The sequence below is a fragment of the Micromonospora sp. NPDC047793 genome (assembly GCF_040642635.1).
Classification (GTDB): domain Bacteria; phylum Actinomycetota; class Actinomycetes; order Mycobacteriales; family Micromonosporaceae; genus Micromonospora.
Map to the genome: position 1 here is coordinate 360,402 of NZ_JBEYSG010000003.1, position 13,853 is coordinate 374,254.

The 13,853-nt window shown below is 72.0% G+C and carries 14 protein-coding genes and 1 riboswitch; of the genes, 6 read left to right on the plus strand and 8 right to left on the minus strand.

Annotated elements, in window-relative coordinates; all coding sequences use genetic code 11:
* Position 1: 1 nt before the first annotated feature.
* On the minus strand, positions 2 to 388 hold the full coding sequence (locus ABZ738_RS09260) for an SCP2 sterol-binding domain-containing protein (protein ID WP_131056572.1): 387 nt from the start codon (positions 386 to 388) through the stop codon (positions 2 to 4).
* Positions 389 to 962: 574 nt separating this feature from the next.
* On the opposite strand from ABZ738_RS09260, the gene ABZ738_RS09265 reads away from it, so the two are divergent.
* On the plus strand, positions 963 to 1,277 hold the full coding sequence (locus tag ABZ738_RS09265) for a TraR/DksA C4-type zinc finger protein (protein WP_131056570.1): 315 nt from the start codon (positions 963 to 965) through the stop codon (positions 1,275 to 1,277).
* Between the two features lie 21 nt (positions 1,278 to 1,298).
* Here ABZ738_RS09265 and ABZ738_RS09270 read toward each other — a convergent pair whose 3' ends face one another.
* Positions 1,299 to 1,814, minus strand: a complete 516-nt coding sequence (locus ABZ738_RS09270; protein ID WP_176094290.1) for an ATP-binding protein — start codon at positions 1,812 to 1,814, stop codon at positions 1,299 to 1,301.
* Positions 1,815 to 1,910: 96 nt separating this feature from the next.
* On the opposite strand from ABZ738_RS09270, the gene ABZ738_RS09275 reads away from it, so the two are divergent.
* Positions 1,911 to 2,270 (plus strand): VOC family protein, encoded by a 360-nt coding sequence (locus ABZ738_RS09275; RefSeq protein WP_357212108.1) that lies wholly within the window; start codon positions 1,911 to 1,913, stop codon positions 2,268 to 2,270.
* An 86-nt stretch (positions 2,271 to 2,356) separates the two neighbouring features.
* Here ABZ738_RS09275 and ABZ738_RS09280 read toward each other — a convergent pair whose 3' ends face one another.
* Both ABZ738_RS09280 and ABZ738_RS09285 read right to left on the minus strand, forming a co-directional pair.
* Complete coding sequence (locus tag ABZ738_RS09280) at positions 2,357 to 3,181, minus strand: alpha/beta fold hydrolase (protein ID WP_176094288.1); 825 nt, start codon at positions 3,179 to 3,181, stop codon at positions 2,357 to 2,359.
* The gene (locus ABZ738_RS09285; protein WP_176094287.1) at positions 3,178 to 4,053 is read right to left on the minus strand and encodes an SDR family oxidoreductase; all 876 of its coding nucleotides are present in this window, start codon (positions 4,051 to 4,053) and stop codon (positions 3,178 to 3,180) included. The genes ABZ738_RS09280 and ABZ738_RS09285 overlap by 4 nt, the downstream gene beginning before the upstream one ends.
* Before the next feature lie 215 nt (positions 4,054 to 4,268).
* Here ABZ738_RS09285 and glpK point away from each other — a divergent pair, with 215 nt between their 5' ends.
* Together glpK and ABZ738_RS09295 are read left to right on the plus strand one after the other, a co-directional pair.
* Complete coding sequence (gene glpK, locus ABZ738_RS09290; protein WP_131057081.1) at positions 4,269 to 5,786, plus strand: glycerol kinase GlpK; 1,518 nt, start codon at positions 4,269 to 4,271, stop codon at positions 5,784 to 5,786.
* Between the two features lie 149 nt (positions 5,787 to 5,935).
* Positions 5,936 to 7,267 (plus strand): carbohydrate-binding domain-containing protein, encoded by a 1,332-nt coding sequence (locus tag ABZ738_RS09295; protein ID WP_357212111.1) that lies wholly within the window; start codon positions 5,936 to 5,938, stop codon positions 7,265 to 7,267.
* Positions 7,268 to 7,386: 119 nt separating this feature from the next.
* Here ABZ738_RS09295 and ABZ738_RS09300 read toward each other — a convergent pair whose 3' ends face one another.
* Positions 7,387 to 8,193, minus strand: a complete 807-nt coding sequence (locus ABZ738_RS09300) for a TetR family transcriptional regulator (RefSeq protein WP_357212113.1) — start codon at positions 8,191 to 8,193, stop codon at positions 7,387 to 7,389.
* Positions 8,194 to 8,302: 109 nt separating this feature from the next.
* Between ABZ738_RS09300 and ABZ738_RS09305 the strand changes: the two genes are divergently transcribed.
* Both ABZ738_RS09305 and ABZ738_RS09310 read left to right on the plus strand, forming a co-directional pair.
* The gene (locus tag ABZ738_RS09305; RefSeq protein WP_176094285.1) at positions 8,303 to 9,244 is read left to right on the plus strand and encodes an ABC transporter ATP-binding protein; all 942 of its coding nucleotides are present in this window, start codon (positions 8,303 to 8,305) and stop codon (positions 9,242 to 9,244) included.
* Positions 9,241 to 10,866, plus strand: a complete 1,626-nt coding sequence (locus ABZ738_RS09310) for an anibiotic ABC transporter (RefSeq protein ID WP_357212114.1) — start codon at positions 9,241 to 9,243, stop codon at positions 10,864 to 10,866. The genes ABZ738_RS09305 and ABZ738_RS09310 overlap by 4 nt, the downstream gene beginning before the upstream one ends.
* Before the next feature lie 72 nt (positions 10,867 to 10,938).
* On the opposite strand, the gene ABZ738_RS09315 is transcribed toward ABZ738_RS09310, so the two are convergent.
* Genes ABZ738_RS09315 through ABZ738_RS09325 form a run of 3 tightly spaced genes read right to left on the minus strand, consistent with a single transcriptional unit; the run spans position 10,939 to position 13,327 of the window.
* On the minus strand, positions 10,939 to 11,670 hold the full coding sequence (locus ABZ738_RS09315; protein WP_357212115.1) for an amino acid ABC transporter ATP-binding protein: 732 nt from the start codon (positions 11,668 to 11,670) through the stop codon (positions 10,939 to 10,941).
* Entirely contained in the window at positions 11,667 to 12,449 is a 783-nt protein-coding gene (locus ABZ738_RS09320) for an amino acid ABC transporter permease (protein WP_131055126.1), read from the minus strand. Before ABZ738_RS09320 ends, ABZ738_RS09315 begins: the two co-directional genes overlap by 4 nt.
* A gap of 35 nt (positions 12,450 to 12,484) precedes the next feature.
* Positions 12,485 to 13,327 carry an ABC transporter substrate-binding protein gene (locus tag ABZ738_RS09325; RefSeq protein WP_131055127.1) on the minus strand — a complete coding sequence of 281 codons (843 nt, stop codon included), beginning with the start codon at positions 13,325 to 13,327 and terminating at the stop codon, positions 12,485 to 12,487.
* 261 nt (positions 13,328 to 13,588) lie between these two features.
* A riboswitch (SAM riboswitch) is annotated at positions 13,589 to 13,701 on the minus strand.
* Between the last annotated feature and the right edge of the window lie 152 nt (positions 13,702 to 13,853).

Sequence of the window (13,853 nt, forward strand, 5' to 3'; positions counted from 1 at the left end):
GTCAGGCCCGATCCCGGGCCGGGCCGCCGCCTCCGGCTACCTCCCGGGGGTGCCGGGCGCCCGGTGGCGGGGCGAAGATCCGCTCAAGCATGATCACGAGCCGGAACTCGCCGTCCGCGGTGAAGTCGTTGCGCAGCCAGGCAGGCAGCGGCTTGACCTCGCCGTGCGCCATCCGCAGGAACAGCGCCTCGTCGGTGCCGATCACCGTGTCCGCGGGGGCCGCCTCGCCCCGGGAGACCGTCACCCGCCCGTGGTCGATGCGGACCAGCCAGTGGTCGACGTGGTCGGGGTAGCGCAGGTCGAAACGGACCGTGCCGCAGACCTGGCGCAGCATGCGACCGCCGTCGCGCGCGAGACCGGCGAAGAAGTGGTGCACCGCCTCGGACATCCCACCACCTCCTGCGGACCGGCGGCAGCAGACGGCGACCGCCCCACGGCGCGGCGGACGTGCCGGTCAAGCTGCGGTATCTGTCACCTTAGCGGCTTTGGTACGCATACGGGCGGGTCTGATGCTGGGACCGCCGGCATTTGCCATTGGATTCCGGTGCCACCCCACCTATGGTGGTGCGATGCATCCCACCGCGCTGCTGGACCGCGCCGCCGTCGCCACGGCGGTGCCGCTGGCGGCTGCGCTGGGTCGGTGCGCCGCGACGCGACCGGCGTGGGTGTCCGCGCGGGCCGGTCACGGCCAGCCGCGTCCCGCCGGTCGAGGCCCCCCGGCATCCCGTCGCACAGACACGACGGCCAGGGGCGAAGCGGACAGCTTCGGCCCTTTTCTATTTTCCGAGGAAGGAAGCTCAGCATGAGCGAGCAGGGCGAGCGAATCATCAGGTGCAGTGCGGTGAGGTCTCATGGCGGCACGCAGCGGAGCGGAGTGACGGCATGAGCGAGCAGGGCGAGCGAATCATCAGGTGCAGTGCGGTGAGGTCTCATGGCGGCACGCAGCGGAGCGGAGTGACGGCATGAGCACGAATACGTACGACCCGCAGTGGCGCACCGAACTCCGAGCGACGTTGACCCACGAGTTCGAGGCGCAGACGGCCCGCCTGACCGAGCTGACGGCCGACACCGGCGACCCGGCGGAGGCGCTCACCAACGGCGCGCTGATCGCCGCCACCCGGCAGAGCCTGGAGCAGATCACCGGAGCGCTGCGCCGTCTCGCCAACGGCAGCTACGGCAGCTGCGAGAAGTGCGGCACCACGATCCCTCAGGAGCGCCTGGAGATCCTGCCGCACGCCCGCTTCTGCGTGCCCTGCCAGCAGAAGCACAAGGGCTGACGCGGGTACCGGCTGCCGCGCCTACCGGCGCGGCAGCCCCTCGCCGCCGCCGGGCGGACCGCCGGGGGGTGGCCCCGGCAGCACGGTCGGCTGGTCGGTCAGGCTGGCGGTGACGGTGGCGGTCATGCCGTCGGGCCGACGGGTGAGGGTCAGCGCTCCGGTGAGCTGGTGGGCCAGCCAGAGGCCCCGTCCACCGGCGGTGGTGGTCGCCGGCAGATGCACCGTCAGGTCGGCGTCGGGTTCGTCCCCGTGGTCGGAGACCTCGCAGACGAGCAGGTCGGCCCGGCGGATCAGGTCCAGACGACCCTGCCCGCCGCCGTGCAGCACGGCGTTGGTGACCAACTCGTGCACGGCCAGGACGAGATCCTCGGCCAGGTCGCCGGTGAGTCCGGCGGCGGCGATCCGCGCGGCGAGCAGGTGCCGCAACGGCGTCACCGTCTGTGCGGTGAACGACTCGGACAACAGGCAGGTCTCCTCGCCGACCCCCGACATCGGGCCGCCGGTGCCACCGGCGTCCGGTTGGGCGAGGTTGCTCATGCAGGCAGGTTACGTCGTCCCCAGGTATCTGCGACTCTTGCCAAGCAGCAAGTATCGCGGTCCGGGTGCTGCTCGGGGCCCGACTAGCATGATCGAATGCCGCAGCTCGCCGCGATCGTCATCCATTGCCGTGATCCTTACCTGATGGCCCCGTTCTGGAGCCAGGTCACCGGCCTTCCGGTGGCGGCCGAGGACCGGATCAAGCTCGCCGACCGTACCCTCGGGCCGACCGAGTCGGTGCTGCTGCGCGACGCGGCCGAAAGCGGACCGGAGATCTGGATCGCACCCGCTGGGGACCTGCCGCCGGTCGGCCGGATCCACCTGGACCTGGTCGCCGAGGACGACGAACTGGCGGCGGTGGTGGCCGCCGGGGCCACCGTGCGGCACACACTGCCGCGCTGGACCGTGCTGACGGATCCGGAGGGAAACGAGTTCTGCCTGTTCCGCCGGCACTGAACCCTGTCCCGCCGGCACTGATCGCCGTTCCCACGGCACCGAACCTCCGTCCGACGGCACCGCACCGGGCGGGAGCGTCGGCCCGATCAGCCCGCCGGGGCCGAACGGTCGGCCGGGCGGGGCAGCGCACCGGTGGTCTCCAGGATCAGCGTGGCGACCGCCTCGGGATCGTCGCTCATCGGCACGTGACCGCAGCCGGAGAGGGTCTGCACGCGGGCGCCCGGCAGCTCGGCGCGGGCCCGTTCGGCCTGATGGACGCCGAAGATGCGATCTCGGTCACCCCAGCCGATGGTGACCGGTGCCGCGCACGCCCCGAGCGCGCCGCAGTCGACCCGGTAGCCCCGCGCGGCACGGGCGACGGTGCCGAAACCGGCACACCGGCGCAGGGCGAGCGCGTCGGCCAGAGCCCGCTCGGCGTCCAGCGCCGCCGGACGGGCCACCAGCGGGCCGAGACTCCACGCGCGCAGGCCCGGCGAACGCAGTGCGGCCCGGATCAGCGGCGTGGGCAGGTGGCTGGTGACCCGCATCCAGCTCAGGGCGCGCAGCGCCCGACGGCGTTCGGCGTCGGTGAAGAACCCGGCGGGGGAGAGCGCGGTGACCGAGGCGGCCAGCCCGGACACGGCCAGCTCCAGGCCGATCGCGCCGCCGAGGCTGTACCCGGCGACGTGCGGCCGGTCCAGCCCCCAGTCGGCGAGGACCGGCCGGATGGTCGCGATGATGGCCGCCATGTCGGTGGGCATCCCGGTCGGCGGCACCGGGGACTCGCCGAAGCCGGGCAGGTCGATCGCGATCACGTCGTGATGCGCGGCGAGCCGGTCGAAGACCGGGTCCCACGCCTGGTGGCGGTGCCCGATGCCGTGCACGAGCAGCAACGGCTCCCCGGTCCCGGCCCGCCGGAAACGCAGCGTCACGAGCCGCCCCCCTCCACCGAGGTGCGCCCGAAGGATCGCCCCAGCAGGCGTACCTCGTCCTCCATCTGCGTGACCATGGTCGTACCCCCGAAGCGGGTGATCACCGCGTCGGCCAGCCGGCTCTGCGCGATCGGCCGCATCGCCTGGACCAGCCCGATCGAGCGCGGCACGTACACCTTGCGGCGGCGGCGCTCGATGCCGCGCAGCAGCTCCTCGGCGCACCGCTCGACGCTCACCACGGTGTTCAGCGGCCAGGGCAGCCGGCGTTGGGCCTCCCGGAACGAGGCGAGATCGTCGCGCAGGTCGCGGACCATGTCGGTGTCGATCCAGATGGGGTGGGCGGTGCCCACGGTGAGGCCGTGTCGATGGTTCTCCAGGCGCAGGACGTTGCCGAACTGCTCCGCGCCCGCCTTCGACGCGCAGTACGCGGCCATCCCGGGCATCGCGCCGAAGGCCGCCGCCGAGGAGACGATCAGCACGTGCCCCCGGGCGGCGAGCACCTGCGGCAGGGCCGCGCTGACGGTACGCACCACGCCGGTGAGGTTGACCTCGATGGTGCGCGCGAGCGCGTCGACCGGACCCAGCGCGACCGTCCCGAGGTTCGCGATGCCGGCGTTGGCCACCACCACGTCGATGCCGCCGAACCGCTCGACGGTGGAGGTGACGGCGTCGTCCAACGCGGACTGGTCGGTCACGTCCGCCTCGTACCAGTGGCCGTCCAGCTCGACGGCGAGCTGCCGCAGCAGCGCCGGCTCCAGACCGACCAGTGCGACGCGGGCGCCCCGGGCGGCGGCGCGCCGGGCCAGCTCCGCGCCGATGCCCCGGGCCGCTCCGGTGATCAGGATCGTCCGGTCGCGAAGGTCGTACCGCATCGGCGTGCTCCCTGTCCCGGTCGGCGCCGCCGGTGGTGGTGGCGCGGTGGGCGACCGGACGGAACCAGACCGTACCGCGACCTGTGGTCGGCAGCGCGGCGGAGGCCGCCGGCCGAGGGGCACGAGCGTGCAGCTCGGCGTCGTCCTGCTGCGGACATCGGGGTCGACATCGGGAAGGATCGGCCCGACGACCACGACGAGCAGGAGACCCCCGCATGGCTGACTTCGTCGGTGCCGTGGACCAGGGCACCACCAGCACCCGCTTCATGATCTTCGACCACGGCGGTAACGAGATCGGCCGTCACCAGCTCGAACACCAGCAGATCCTGCCGTGCGCCGGGTGGGTGGAGCACAATCCGCTGGAGATCTGGGAGCGGACCCGGACCGTCGTGCGTACCGCCCTGAACACGCACGGCATCGCCGCCTCCGACCTCGCGGCGCTCGGCGTCACCAACCAGCGGGAGACGACGGTGGTGTGGAACCCGCGCACCGGCCAGCCGTACTACAACGCCATCGTCTGGCAGGACACCCGCACCGACCGGATCGCCGCGGCGCTGGAGCGCGACGGGCGGGGCGACGTGATCCGCAGGCGGGCGGGCCTGCCCCCGGCGACCTATTTCTCCGCAGGCAAGATCCAGTGGATCCTGGAGAACGTCGACGGGGTACGGGCCGCCGCCGAACGCGGCGAGGCGGTCTTCGGTAACACCGACACCTGGCTGCTCTGGCACCTCACCGGCGGTCCCGACGGCGGCGTGCACGTCACCGACCCCACCAACGCCAGCCGGACCATGCTGATGGACCTGGAGACGCTGGACTGGGACGACGAGCTGCTGTCGTTCTTCGACATCCCCCGGGTCATGCTGCCCGCCATCCGCCCCTCGTCCGACCCGCACGCCTACGGCAGCACCCGCCCCGACGGTCCCTTCGGCGGCCCGGTGCGGATCACCGGCGACCTGGGGGACCAGCAGGCGGCCACCGTCGGGCAGGTCTGCTTCGCGCCAGGCGAGGCGAAGAACACCTACGGCACGGGCAACTTCATGCTGCTCAACACCGGTACGGAACTGGTCCGGTCAAAGGCCGGCCTGCTCACCACCGTGTGCTACCAGTTCGCCGGGGCGGACCCGGTCTACGCGTTGGAGGGCTCGATCGCGGTCACCGGGTCGGCCGTGCAGTGGCTGCGTGACCAACTCAAGATCATCAACAGTGCGGGGCAGAGCGAGGACCTGGCCCGCCAGGTCTCCGACAACGGCGGGGTGTACTTCGTACCCGCCTTCTCCGGCCTCTTCGCCCCGTACTGGCGGTCCGACGCGCGCGGCGCCATCGTCGGGCTGTCCCGCTACAACACCGACGCCCACATCGCGCGGGCCACGTTGGAGGCCATCTGCTACCAGAGCCGGGACGTGGCCGAGGCGATGGCCCAGGACTCGGGCGTGGCCCTGGAGTGCCTGAAGGTCGACGGCGGCGTCACCGTCAACGACCTGTGCATGCAGTTGCAGGCGGACGTCCTCGGGGTGCCGGTGAGCCGGCCGGTGGTCGCCGAGACCACCGCCCTCGGTGCCGCGTACGCCGCCGGGCTGGCGGTCGGCTTCTGGCGGGACACCGGCGAGCTGCGGGCGAACTGGAACGAGAGCCGGCGCTGGCAGCCGACCTGGTCGCCGCGACAGCGGGCGGAGGGCTACGCCGGCTGGCAGAAGGCGGTACGCCGCACGCTCGACTGGGTCGACGTGGACTGACCGGACGGCGGCGGACCAGACGGGTTTCCATCACGTTTCGTGGACACGCCATCACTGCGTGTTGGTGACGCGTTCCCGGGATGTCCGGTCGGTCTGCCTTAGCATCCCGATGTCCGGCAGGTGCCGGTGTGGTACAGGGAGGGGCAAACATGCGGATCACGCGGGCCATCGTGGCGATCGTGGTCGTGTTGTCGGCCGGCGTGCTCGCGGGCACGGCGAACGCGGCGGAGCCGTCACCGTTCACGGTGGTCAACGGGTCGATCAACCCGGCGACCGGCACGCCCGTGCCCCCGTCGGGCACCCACGCCACCCTGTGGCGCAACAGCAGTCACGCCACCACCGTGCTGCAGGGCTCCGGCCAACTGGTGATCGGCGCGATCGGCGACGAGTGCGACGGCTGGCCGGTCGTCCGGGTGAGCGTGGGCGGCCAGCCCGTCGGCGAGGTGACCGTCACCAGTGCCACCGACTACGGCAGCTACCTGGTCGGCGCGCCGCTGGCGTACGGGCGGCACTCCGTCCGCATCGAGCTGGTCAACGACCGCTACACCGCCGCCTGCGACCGCAACGTGCACGTGGCGTACGCCCGGACGGAGGAGGCCGGGCCGGTCGACACCACGTTCGGCTTCGCGGTGGTGCCGGACACCCAGGAGGAGGTGCTGACCTCGGGCGACACCCGGATGCGGCAGCGCATCGACTGGCTGGTGGCCCAACGCACCGCCCTGGACCTGCGCTTCGTCACCCACTCCGGGGACGTGGTCAACTACGACACCCCCGACCACGTGCAGTACGCCCGCGCCAGTGCCGCCCTGCGTCCACTGGAGGCGGTCGGCCTGCCGTACACGCTGGCGGTCGGCAACCACGACACCCAGGTCTTCGGTCCCGACGGCGTGCTGCGCAGCCCGGCCGGGCCGTTGCTGCGCGACACCACCACCTTCAACCGGTACTTCACCGCCGACCGCTTCGGGGTGGTCGGAGGCCGCTTCGAGTCGGGCAAGGTGGACAACGCGTTCGCCACCTACCGTGCCGGTGGGGTGCAGTGGCTGGTGCTGACCCTGGAACTGTGGCCCCGGAGGGCGGCGGTCGCCTGGGCGCAACAGGTCGTCGCGGCCCACCCCCGGCACAACGTGATCGTGGTGACCCATCACTTCCTGGAGAGCGACGCCACCATCGGCCAGAGCGCCGGCTTCGGGTCGACGAGCCCGCAGTACGTCTTCGACAACCTGATCCGTCGGTACGCCAACATCCGGTTCGTCTTCTCCGGACACACCGGCACCGCGGCGTCGCGGGTGGACACCGGGCTGCACGGCAACCGGATCCACTCGTTCCTGCAGACGTTCCACTCGCCACGGACCAACCCGGTCCGACTGGTGGAGATCGACACGGCCGCCAACTCACTGCGCACCTGGATCCATGCGCCGTACACCGACGAGGACTTCCCGGCCCACAACCGCACCTACACCAACCTCAACCTCATCCGCTGACCCCCGCCGGCGTGCCCGCCTGCTGTGGTTGATCAAGAAGTTTGGTCGCGACACGCCGACCCCGGTACGACCAAACTTCTTGATCAACGCGGGGGTGTGTGGGGTGCGGAGGGGGGGTCTCAGAACTGGCTCAGAATAGTCGCAGTATCACTATGAGATTCGAGATGGCGGTAGACGGTGGCTCGGGACACCCCGAACTCGGCGGCGATCTCGTCGGCCGAGTGGGTGCCCGCCAGGTGCATCCGGCGGGCCGCCGACACCTGGTCGGGGCTCATCGCACGCGGTCGCCCCGGCCGCCGTCGGCCGCCTCGCGGGCGCGGGCCGGCTGCCGGGGCGGTCGAACCGTCCGCGCCGGTGCCGGTGGTCGGCGGAGCGGCCAGCGGGGAGTCCTCCAGCAGTCGGCGGACGCCGTCGAGCATGTCCTCGCGCAGCGCACGCTCGGGTACGTCGGTGAGGAAGAGGACCGGATCGCCGCACATCGCGAGCGCCTGTACCGCCCGGACCCGCTCCCGCACAGCCGGGTTCGGCCCGGCCACGATCTCGTTGGCGCGCATCGCGATCCGCATCAGCCGCTGGTAGTCCGTGCCACGATCGACCAGCGCCAGGTCGTGGTAGAGCATGCCCAGCGAGTGCCGGTGGGCGAGCATGACGTCCACCCAGCCCTCCAGGAGCGACCACCGGGCCTGTCCCGCCGGTAGGGCCTCGGCCCGGTCGAGCAGCTCCTCCAGGTCCCGCACGAACGGCTCGGCGAGGTCGGTGAGCAGGTGTGCCTTGCTGGGGAAGTGATAGAGGATCGCCGCCTTGGTCAGTCGCAGGCGTTCGGCGATCTGGCGCAGCGAGGTGCGTTGGTAGCCCTGCTCGGTGAACATCTGCAACGCCGTACGCAGGATCCTGCTGCGCGTGTCGTCGACTTCCTCCCAGCTCATGGCGTTCAGCGTAGCGGTCCCTGACCGCTGGACGGGCGCTGCGGGAATCCACTTACCATCGGTCAGTACAGTGAGGGGTGGTCGGTACACCGAGCGACAGGAGGCACCCATGTCCGTGATCTCGATCGAGAACCTCGTCAAGACCTTCGGTGGTGTACGTGCCCTGGACGGACTCGACCTGACGGTGGAACCGGGGGAGGTGCACGGCTTCCTGGGACCCAACGGCGCGGGCAAGTCCACCACCATCCGGATCGTTCTCGGCCTGCTGCGCCGCGACTCCGGACAGGTACGCGTCCTCGACGGCGACCCGTGGCGGGACGCGGTCGCGCTGCACCGGCGGCTGGCGTACGTACCCGGTGACGTCAACCTCTGGCCCAACCTCACCGGCGGGGAGGCGATCGACCTCTTCGGCGCGTTGCGCGGCGGTCTCGACGAACGCCGCCGCGACGAGCTGCTGCGACGCTTCGAACTGGACCCGACGAAGAAGTGCCGCACCTACTCCAAGGGCAACCGGCAGAAGGTCGCCATCGTCGCCGCCTTCGCCTCCGGCGTGGAGCTGTACGTCCTGGACGAACCCACGTCCGGTCTGGACCCGCTGATGGAGGCGGTGTTCCAGGAGGAGGTCCGCACGCTCACCCGGGCCGGAGCGAGCGTGCTGCTCTCCAGCCACGTGCTCGCCGAGGTGGAGGCGCTCTGCGACCGGGTCAGCATCATCCGGGACGGGCGCACCGTGGAGTCCGGCAGCCTCGCCGAGCTGCGCCACCTGGCGCGTACCACGGTGACCGTCGAGACCGCACGGCCGCTGACCGGGCTGGCGGAGCTGCCCGGCGTCCACGAGGTCCGTCCGGTCGACGGCCGGGTCAAGCTGGAAGTGGAGCCGGCGCACCTGGACACCCTCCTCGGCCACCTGGTCCGGTTCGAGGTCCGTGCCCTGACCAGCACGCCGCCCACCCTGGAGGAGCTGTTCCTGCGGCACTACGGCGGCAGCACCGACGCGGGACGGCAGGCCGGCGACGTCGAGCGGGAGACCACCGCCGGAGGTACCCGATGAGCGCCTTCACCGGCACCGGGCGACTCGCCCGCCTCGCGCTGCGTCGGGACCGGATCCGCCTGGCGGTCTGGGTCCTCGGCACCCCGCTGATCGGCTACGGGCTGGCCGAGAGCGTCGCCGGTCTCTACCCCGACGAGCAGACCCGCCTCGGGTACGCCGAGACCGCCCTGTCCAGTGTGGTCGCCCGTGCCTTCAACGGTCCGATCGCGAGCGCCGACCTCGGCGCGGTGGTGGTCGCCGAGACGTACCTCACCCTCACCCTGCTCGCCGCGCTGCTGAGCACGTTCGCCGTGGTCCGGCACACCCGGCAGAACGAGGAGACCGGGCGCGCCGAACTGCTCGGCGCCACCGTCGTCGGCCGGTACGCCCTGCTCACCGCCGCCCTGGTGGTGGTCGTCGGCGCGAACCTGGCCTCCGCCGCGCTGCTCGCCCTGGCCTTCGTCGGGGCCGGGCTGCCGGTCGTGGGTGCGGTGGCCGCCGCCGCCGCGATCGGCGGGGTCGGCGTCGCCTTCACCGGCCTCGCGGCCGTCACCGCCCAGCTCTCGGTCAGTTCCCGGGGCGCCAACGCGCTCGCCGCGGCCACCGTGGGCGTCGCGTTCCTGCTGCGCGCCGCCGGTGACGTGCTGGGCGAGCGCGGCAGCGACGGTACGCGGCTGGACAGCGCCTGGCCGACCTGGCTCTCGCCGTTGGGCTGGGGCACCCAGGTACGCGCCTTCGGCGCCGAACGATGGTGGGTGCTCGCACTGCCGGTGGCCCTGCTGGTGGCCGGTGTCGCGCTGGCCTACCTGCTGACCGAGCGCCGGGACGTCGGCGCGGGTCTGCTGGCCGCGCGGCGTGGACCGGCCCGAGCGGGCTCGGGGCTGCTCGGACCGGTCGGCCTGACCTGGCGGTTGCAGCGCGGCGCACTGGCCGGCTGGGCGGTGGCGGTGGTGGTGCTCGGCCTCTCCATGGGGGTGGCCGGTCACGAGGTCGACGCGATGATCGCCGAGAACCCGGCGGCGGCCGACGTGATCGCCCAGCTCGGCGGCGGGGCGGAACTCGTCGACGCGTACCTGGCCGCGATCCTCGGCCTGTACGCGCTGACCATCGGCGCGTACGTCGTGCAGGCCCTGCTGCGTACCCGCAACGACGAGTCCGACGGCATCCTGGAGGCGCTGCTGGCCACGGCGGTGAGCCGGACCCGGTGGCTCGGCACGCAGGTGTGCGGCGCGGTGCTCGGCGCGGCGCTGCTGGTGCTGCTGGCCGGTCTCACCACCGGGCTCGGGTACGGCCTGGCGGCCGGTGACGCGGTCGGCTGGACGGTCGAGCTGGGCGGGGCGGCGCTGCTGCGGTTGCCCGCCCTGCTGGTGCTCGTCGGGGTGGTGACCGCCCTGTTCGGCGCGGTGCCCCGCTGGTCGGTGGCGTTGAGCTGGGCGGTGCTGATCGCCTTCCTGCTGCTCGGACAGTTGGGCGCGGTGCTGGAGCTGCCGCAGGCGGCGCTGAACCTGTCGCCCTTCACGCACGTGCCGTCGGTGCCCGCCGCCGACCTCAGGGTGCTGCCCCTGGTGGTGCTCACCGCCGTGGCGGCCGTGCTGCTGGCCGTCGGAGTGGGCGCGTTCCGGCGGCGCGACACCCCGGTCTGAGGTGTAAGGAGGGGACCCCTGCTAACGCCTCGTGCATAGCAGGGGTCCCCTCCTTACATCCGACCCCGCGCGCTACAGCACCTGGGACAGGAAGCGGCGCAGGCGCGGGTGCTCGGCCGACTCGAAGATCGTGGCCGGCTCGCCGGCCTCCAGCACCACTCCGGCGTCCATGAACGCGACGGTGTCGGCGACCTCGCGCGCGAAACCCATCTCGTGGGTCACCACCACCATGGTCATGCCCTGCGACGAGAGGTCCGCCATCAGCGACAGCACGCCCTTGACCAGCTCCGGGTCGAGCGCCGAGGTGGCCTCGTCGAAGAGCATCACCTGCGGCTGCATGGCCAGCGCCCGGGCGATGGCCACCCGCTGCTGCTGCCCGCCGGAGAGGTGCGCCGGCCGGGCGTCGGCCTTCGCCGCCAGCCCCACCCGGTCCAGGTGGGTACGCGCCACCGCCACCGCCTCGTCCTCGCCGAGCTTGCGGATGCGCCGCAACGCGACGGTGATGTTGCGCAGCACGCTCATGTGCGGGAAGAGGTTGAACTGCTGGAACACCATGCCGACCCGCTGCCGCAGGGCGTCCGGGTCGTCGCGCAGCACGCTGCGCCCGTCCAGCAGCACGTCGCCCTTGTCCGGTTCGAGGAGCCGGTTGACGGTCCGCAGGAGCGTCGACTTACCGGACCCGGACGGGCCGATCACGCAGGCGGTCGCGCCGCGTGCGACGTCCAGGTCCACCCCGCGCAGCACCTGGTGACGGCCGAAGGCCAGGTGTACGTCGCGCAGGCTCAGACTGACCGAGGTGCTCATCGTTGGTTGCCTCCGGCGGCGCCGGGCAGCGCCAGGTCGAGGTCGTCGGGGTCGTCACCGGCCGGTCCGGTCGCCGGGCGGCCGTGCCGCAGCCGCCGGTCGATCCAGTTGACGACGTGCGTCAGCGGCACGGTCAGGGTCAGATAGACGAGCCCGGCGAGCAGCAGCGCCGACTGGTTGCCGGTGTTGGCCGCGTAGTCCTGCCCGATCCGGAACAGCTCCCGCTGGCTGGCCAGCAGACCGAGGAAGTAGACCAGGCTGGAGTCCTTGATCAGGGCGATGAGCTGGTTGACCCAGGCCGGCAGGACCCGCCGGACACCCTGCGGGATCACCACCACCCGCATCGCCTCCCACCAGGAGAAACCGAGCGCGCGGGCGGCCTCCACCTGGGTGGCCTCCACCGACTGGATGCCGGAGCGGAAGATCTCCCCGATGTACGCCGACGCGATCAGCGACAGCGCCAGGATGCCCAGCGGGTACGGGTTGGGTCCCCACACCTGCATGCCCAACGGCGCCAGACCGACCCCGATCAGCAGGATCGTCGCCGCCGCCGGCAGACCGCGGAACACGTCGGTGTAGACCCGGGCCGGCCACCGCAACCAGCGGGTACGCGAGATGCCCGCGACGGCCAGCACGATGCCCATGGCGGAGCCGAGCAGGGCGGCGGTGACCGCCAGGATCAGCGTGTTCGGCAACCCGACGGTGATCATGTCGGGCAGCGCCTCGCGCATCGACTCCCAGTCGAAGAACGTCTCCCACAGGGTGCGCAACGGATCCACGGTCGACCTCCGCCCTACTCGCTCGTCGTCCTACCTCAGGAGGCGGCCGGCGCCGACACCTCGCCGCTGCCCGGGGTGAAGTCGGCCGGGATCGGCCGGCCCGGGTAGTACTGCTCCTGGAGGCGGGTCCAGGTGCCGTCGGCGATGACCTCGTCCAGGGCCCGGTTCAGCGCCTCGCGCAGCGTGTCGTTGCCCTTGGCGACCGCGTACGCGGTGGGTGCCGGGCTGAGTTCCTTCGCCGCGACCGTGATCCTGCCGCCGCTGTCGGCGGCGGTCTTCTCGCCGATCTCGGCCGGGGCGATCCAGGCGTCGGCGGTGCCCGCCTTGAGCTGGTTGATCGCGCCGTTGTAGTCCGGCACCCGCACCGGGTCGAGGCCACGCCCGGTGGCGTAGTCGTCCTGGACGGTGCCCTGCACGACGACCACCCGCTTGCCCGACAGCTCGTCGAAGCTCGCCAGCGTCGAACCGGCGGGCACGTCGAGGCCGAAGTATCCGAAGTCGTAGCCGTTGCCGAAGTCGACCGTCTTCTTCCGCGCCTCGGTGATCGTGATCGAGGAACTGCCGACGTCGAACTTGCGGTTGTTGACCTGGGCGAGCAGACCGGAGAAGTCGGTGCCGACGAACTCGACCCGCAGCCCGAGCTTGTCGGCGGCGGCGACCAGCAGGTCGTTGTCGAACCCGGTGAACTCGCCGTCCTTGAGGTACACGTTCGGCGGTGCGTCGGTCAGCGTGCCGGCCCGCAGCACCCCCGGCTGGAGCAGGTTGTACGGGTTCTCGGCGGGGTCACCGTCCGCGCCGCAGGCGGTGAGGGTGACGGCGGCGAGCACGGCGGTGACGCCGACGGCGGCGGCCCGGGTGAGGGCAGGAAGGAATCGCACAGGTGTCTCCTGATGAGCGGCGGCGGGCACGCACGTGCCACACCGACGGTCCGCCGTGGGACGGACCGCGAAGGATGGGAACGAACGGGGTGGTCGTCCGACCGGGTGGGGTCGACGGCCGGGTGGCGACGCGGTCAGCTACACGCGGCGCTGCACACCCGCATCATGTCGACGTGTCGACGCCGGGTCAGGTGCCGGCAGGCAACCGGTCGATCGGGGTACGCCATGGCTCTCCTCGAGGTCGTGATGACCTGGGACACCAGGCCACGCTTGCACCGGAGATCGCTCCGATGCCTGGTCCTCACCCGGGGCACCCCTGCGCGGACGAGGGTTGCCGGCCAGCGAGCCGGGGCTTGACGCTGACGCTCTTGACCTGCCGCCGAGGCTAGCAGCCCGTGACGGGGCAGCGTCCACCCGTTATGACCACGCTCACGCGGGGTGTTGCCCGCTGCCCGCGTGATCCCTTACGGTCTGCTCAGCGGTGGGCGGTGCGGTCCGCATCCGACCCGACACCGCCGGTGGTCCG

What these genes read in the sequence shown, in the direction of transcription:
- ABZ738_RS09260 (WP_131056572.1), bottom strand. Translation starts at nt 388, where the DNA reads ATGTCCGAGGCGGTGCACCACTTCTTCGCCGGTCTCGCGCGCGACGGC.
- ABZ738_RS09265 (WP_131056570.1), top strand. Translation starts at nt 963, where the DNA reads ATGAGCACGAATACGTACGACCCGCAGTGGCGCACCGAACTCCGAGCG.
- ABZ738_RS09270 (WP_176094290.1), bottom strand. Translation starts at nt 1,814, where the DNA reads ATGAGCAACCTCGCCCAACCGGACGCCGGTGGCACCGGCGGCCCGATG.
- ABZ738_RS09275 (WP_357212108.1), top strand. Translation starts at nt 1,911, where the DNA reads ATGCCGCAGCTCGCCGCGATCGTCATCCATTGCCGTGATCCTTACCTG.
- ABZ738_RS09285 (WP_176094287.1), bottom strand. Translation starts at nt 4,053, where the DNA reads ATGCGGTACGACCTTCGCGACCGGACGATCCTGATCACCGGAGCGGCC.
- glpK (WP_131057081.1), top strand. Translation starts at nt 4,269, where the DNA reads ATGGCTGACTTCGTCGGTGCCGTGGACCAGGGCACCACCAGCACCCGC.
- ABZ738_RS09295 (WP_357212111.1), top strand. Translation starts at nt 5,936, where the DNA reads ATGCGGATCACGCGGGCCATCGTGGCGATCGTGGTCGTGTTGTCGGCC.
- ABZ738_RS09300 (WP_357212113.1), bottom strand. Translation starts at nt 8,193, where the DNA reads ATGAGCTGGGAGGAAGTCGACGACACGCGCAGCAGGATCCTGCGTACG.
- ABZ738_RS09305 (WP_176094285.1), top strand. Translation starts at nt 8,303, where the DNA reads ATGTCCGTGATCTCGATCGAGAACCTCGTCAAGACCTTCGGTGGTGTA.
- ABZ738_RS09310 (WP_357212114.1), top strand. Translation starts at nt 9,241, where the DNA reads ATGAGCGCCTTCACCGGCACCGGGCGACTCGCCCGCCTCGCGCTGCGT.
- ABZ738_RS09315 (WP_357212115.1), bottom strand. Translation starts at nt 11,670, where the DNA reads ATGAGCACCTCGGTCAGTCTGAGCCTGCGCGACGTACACCTGGCCTTC.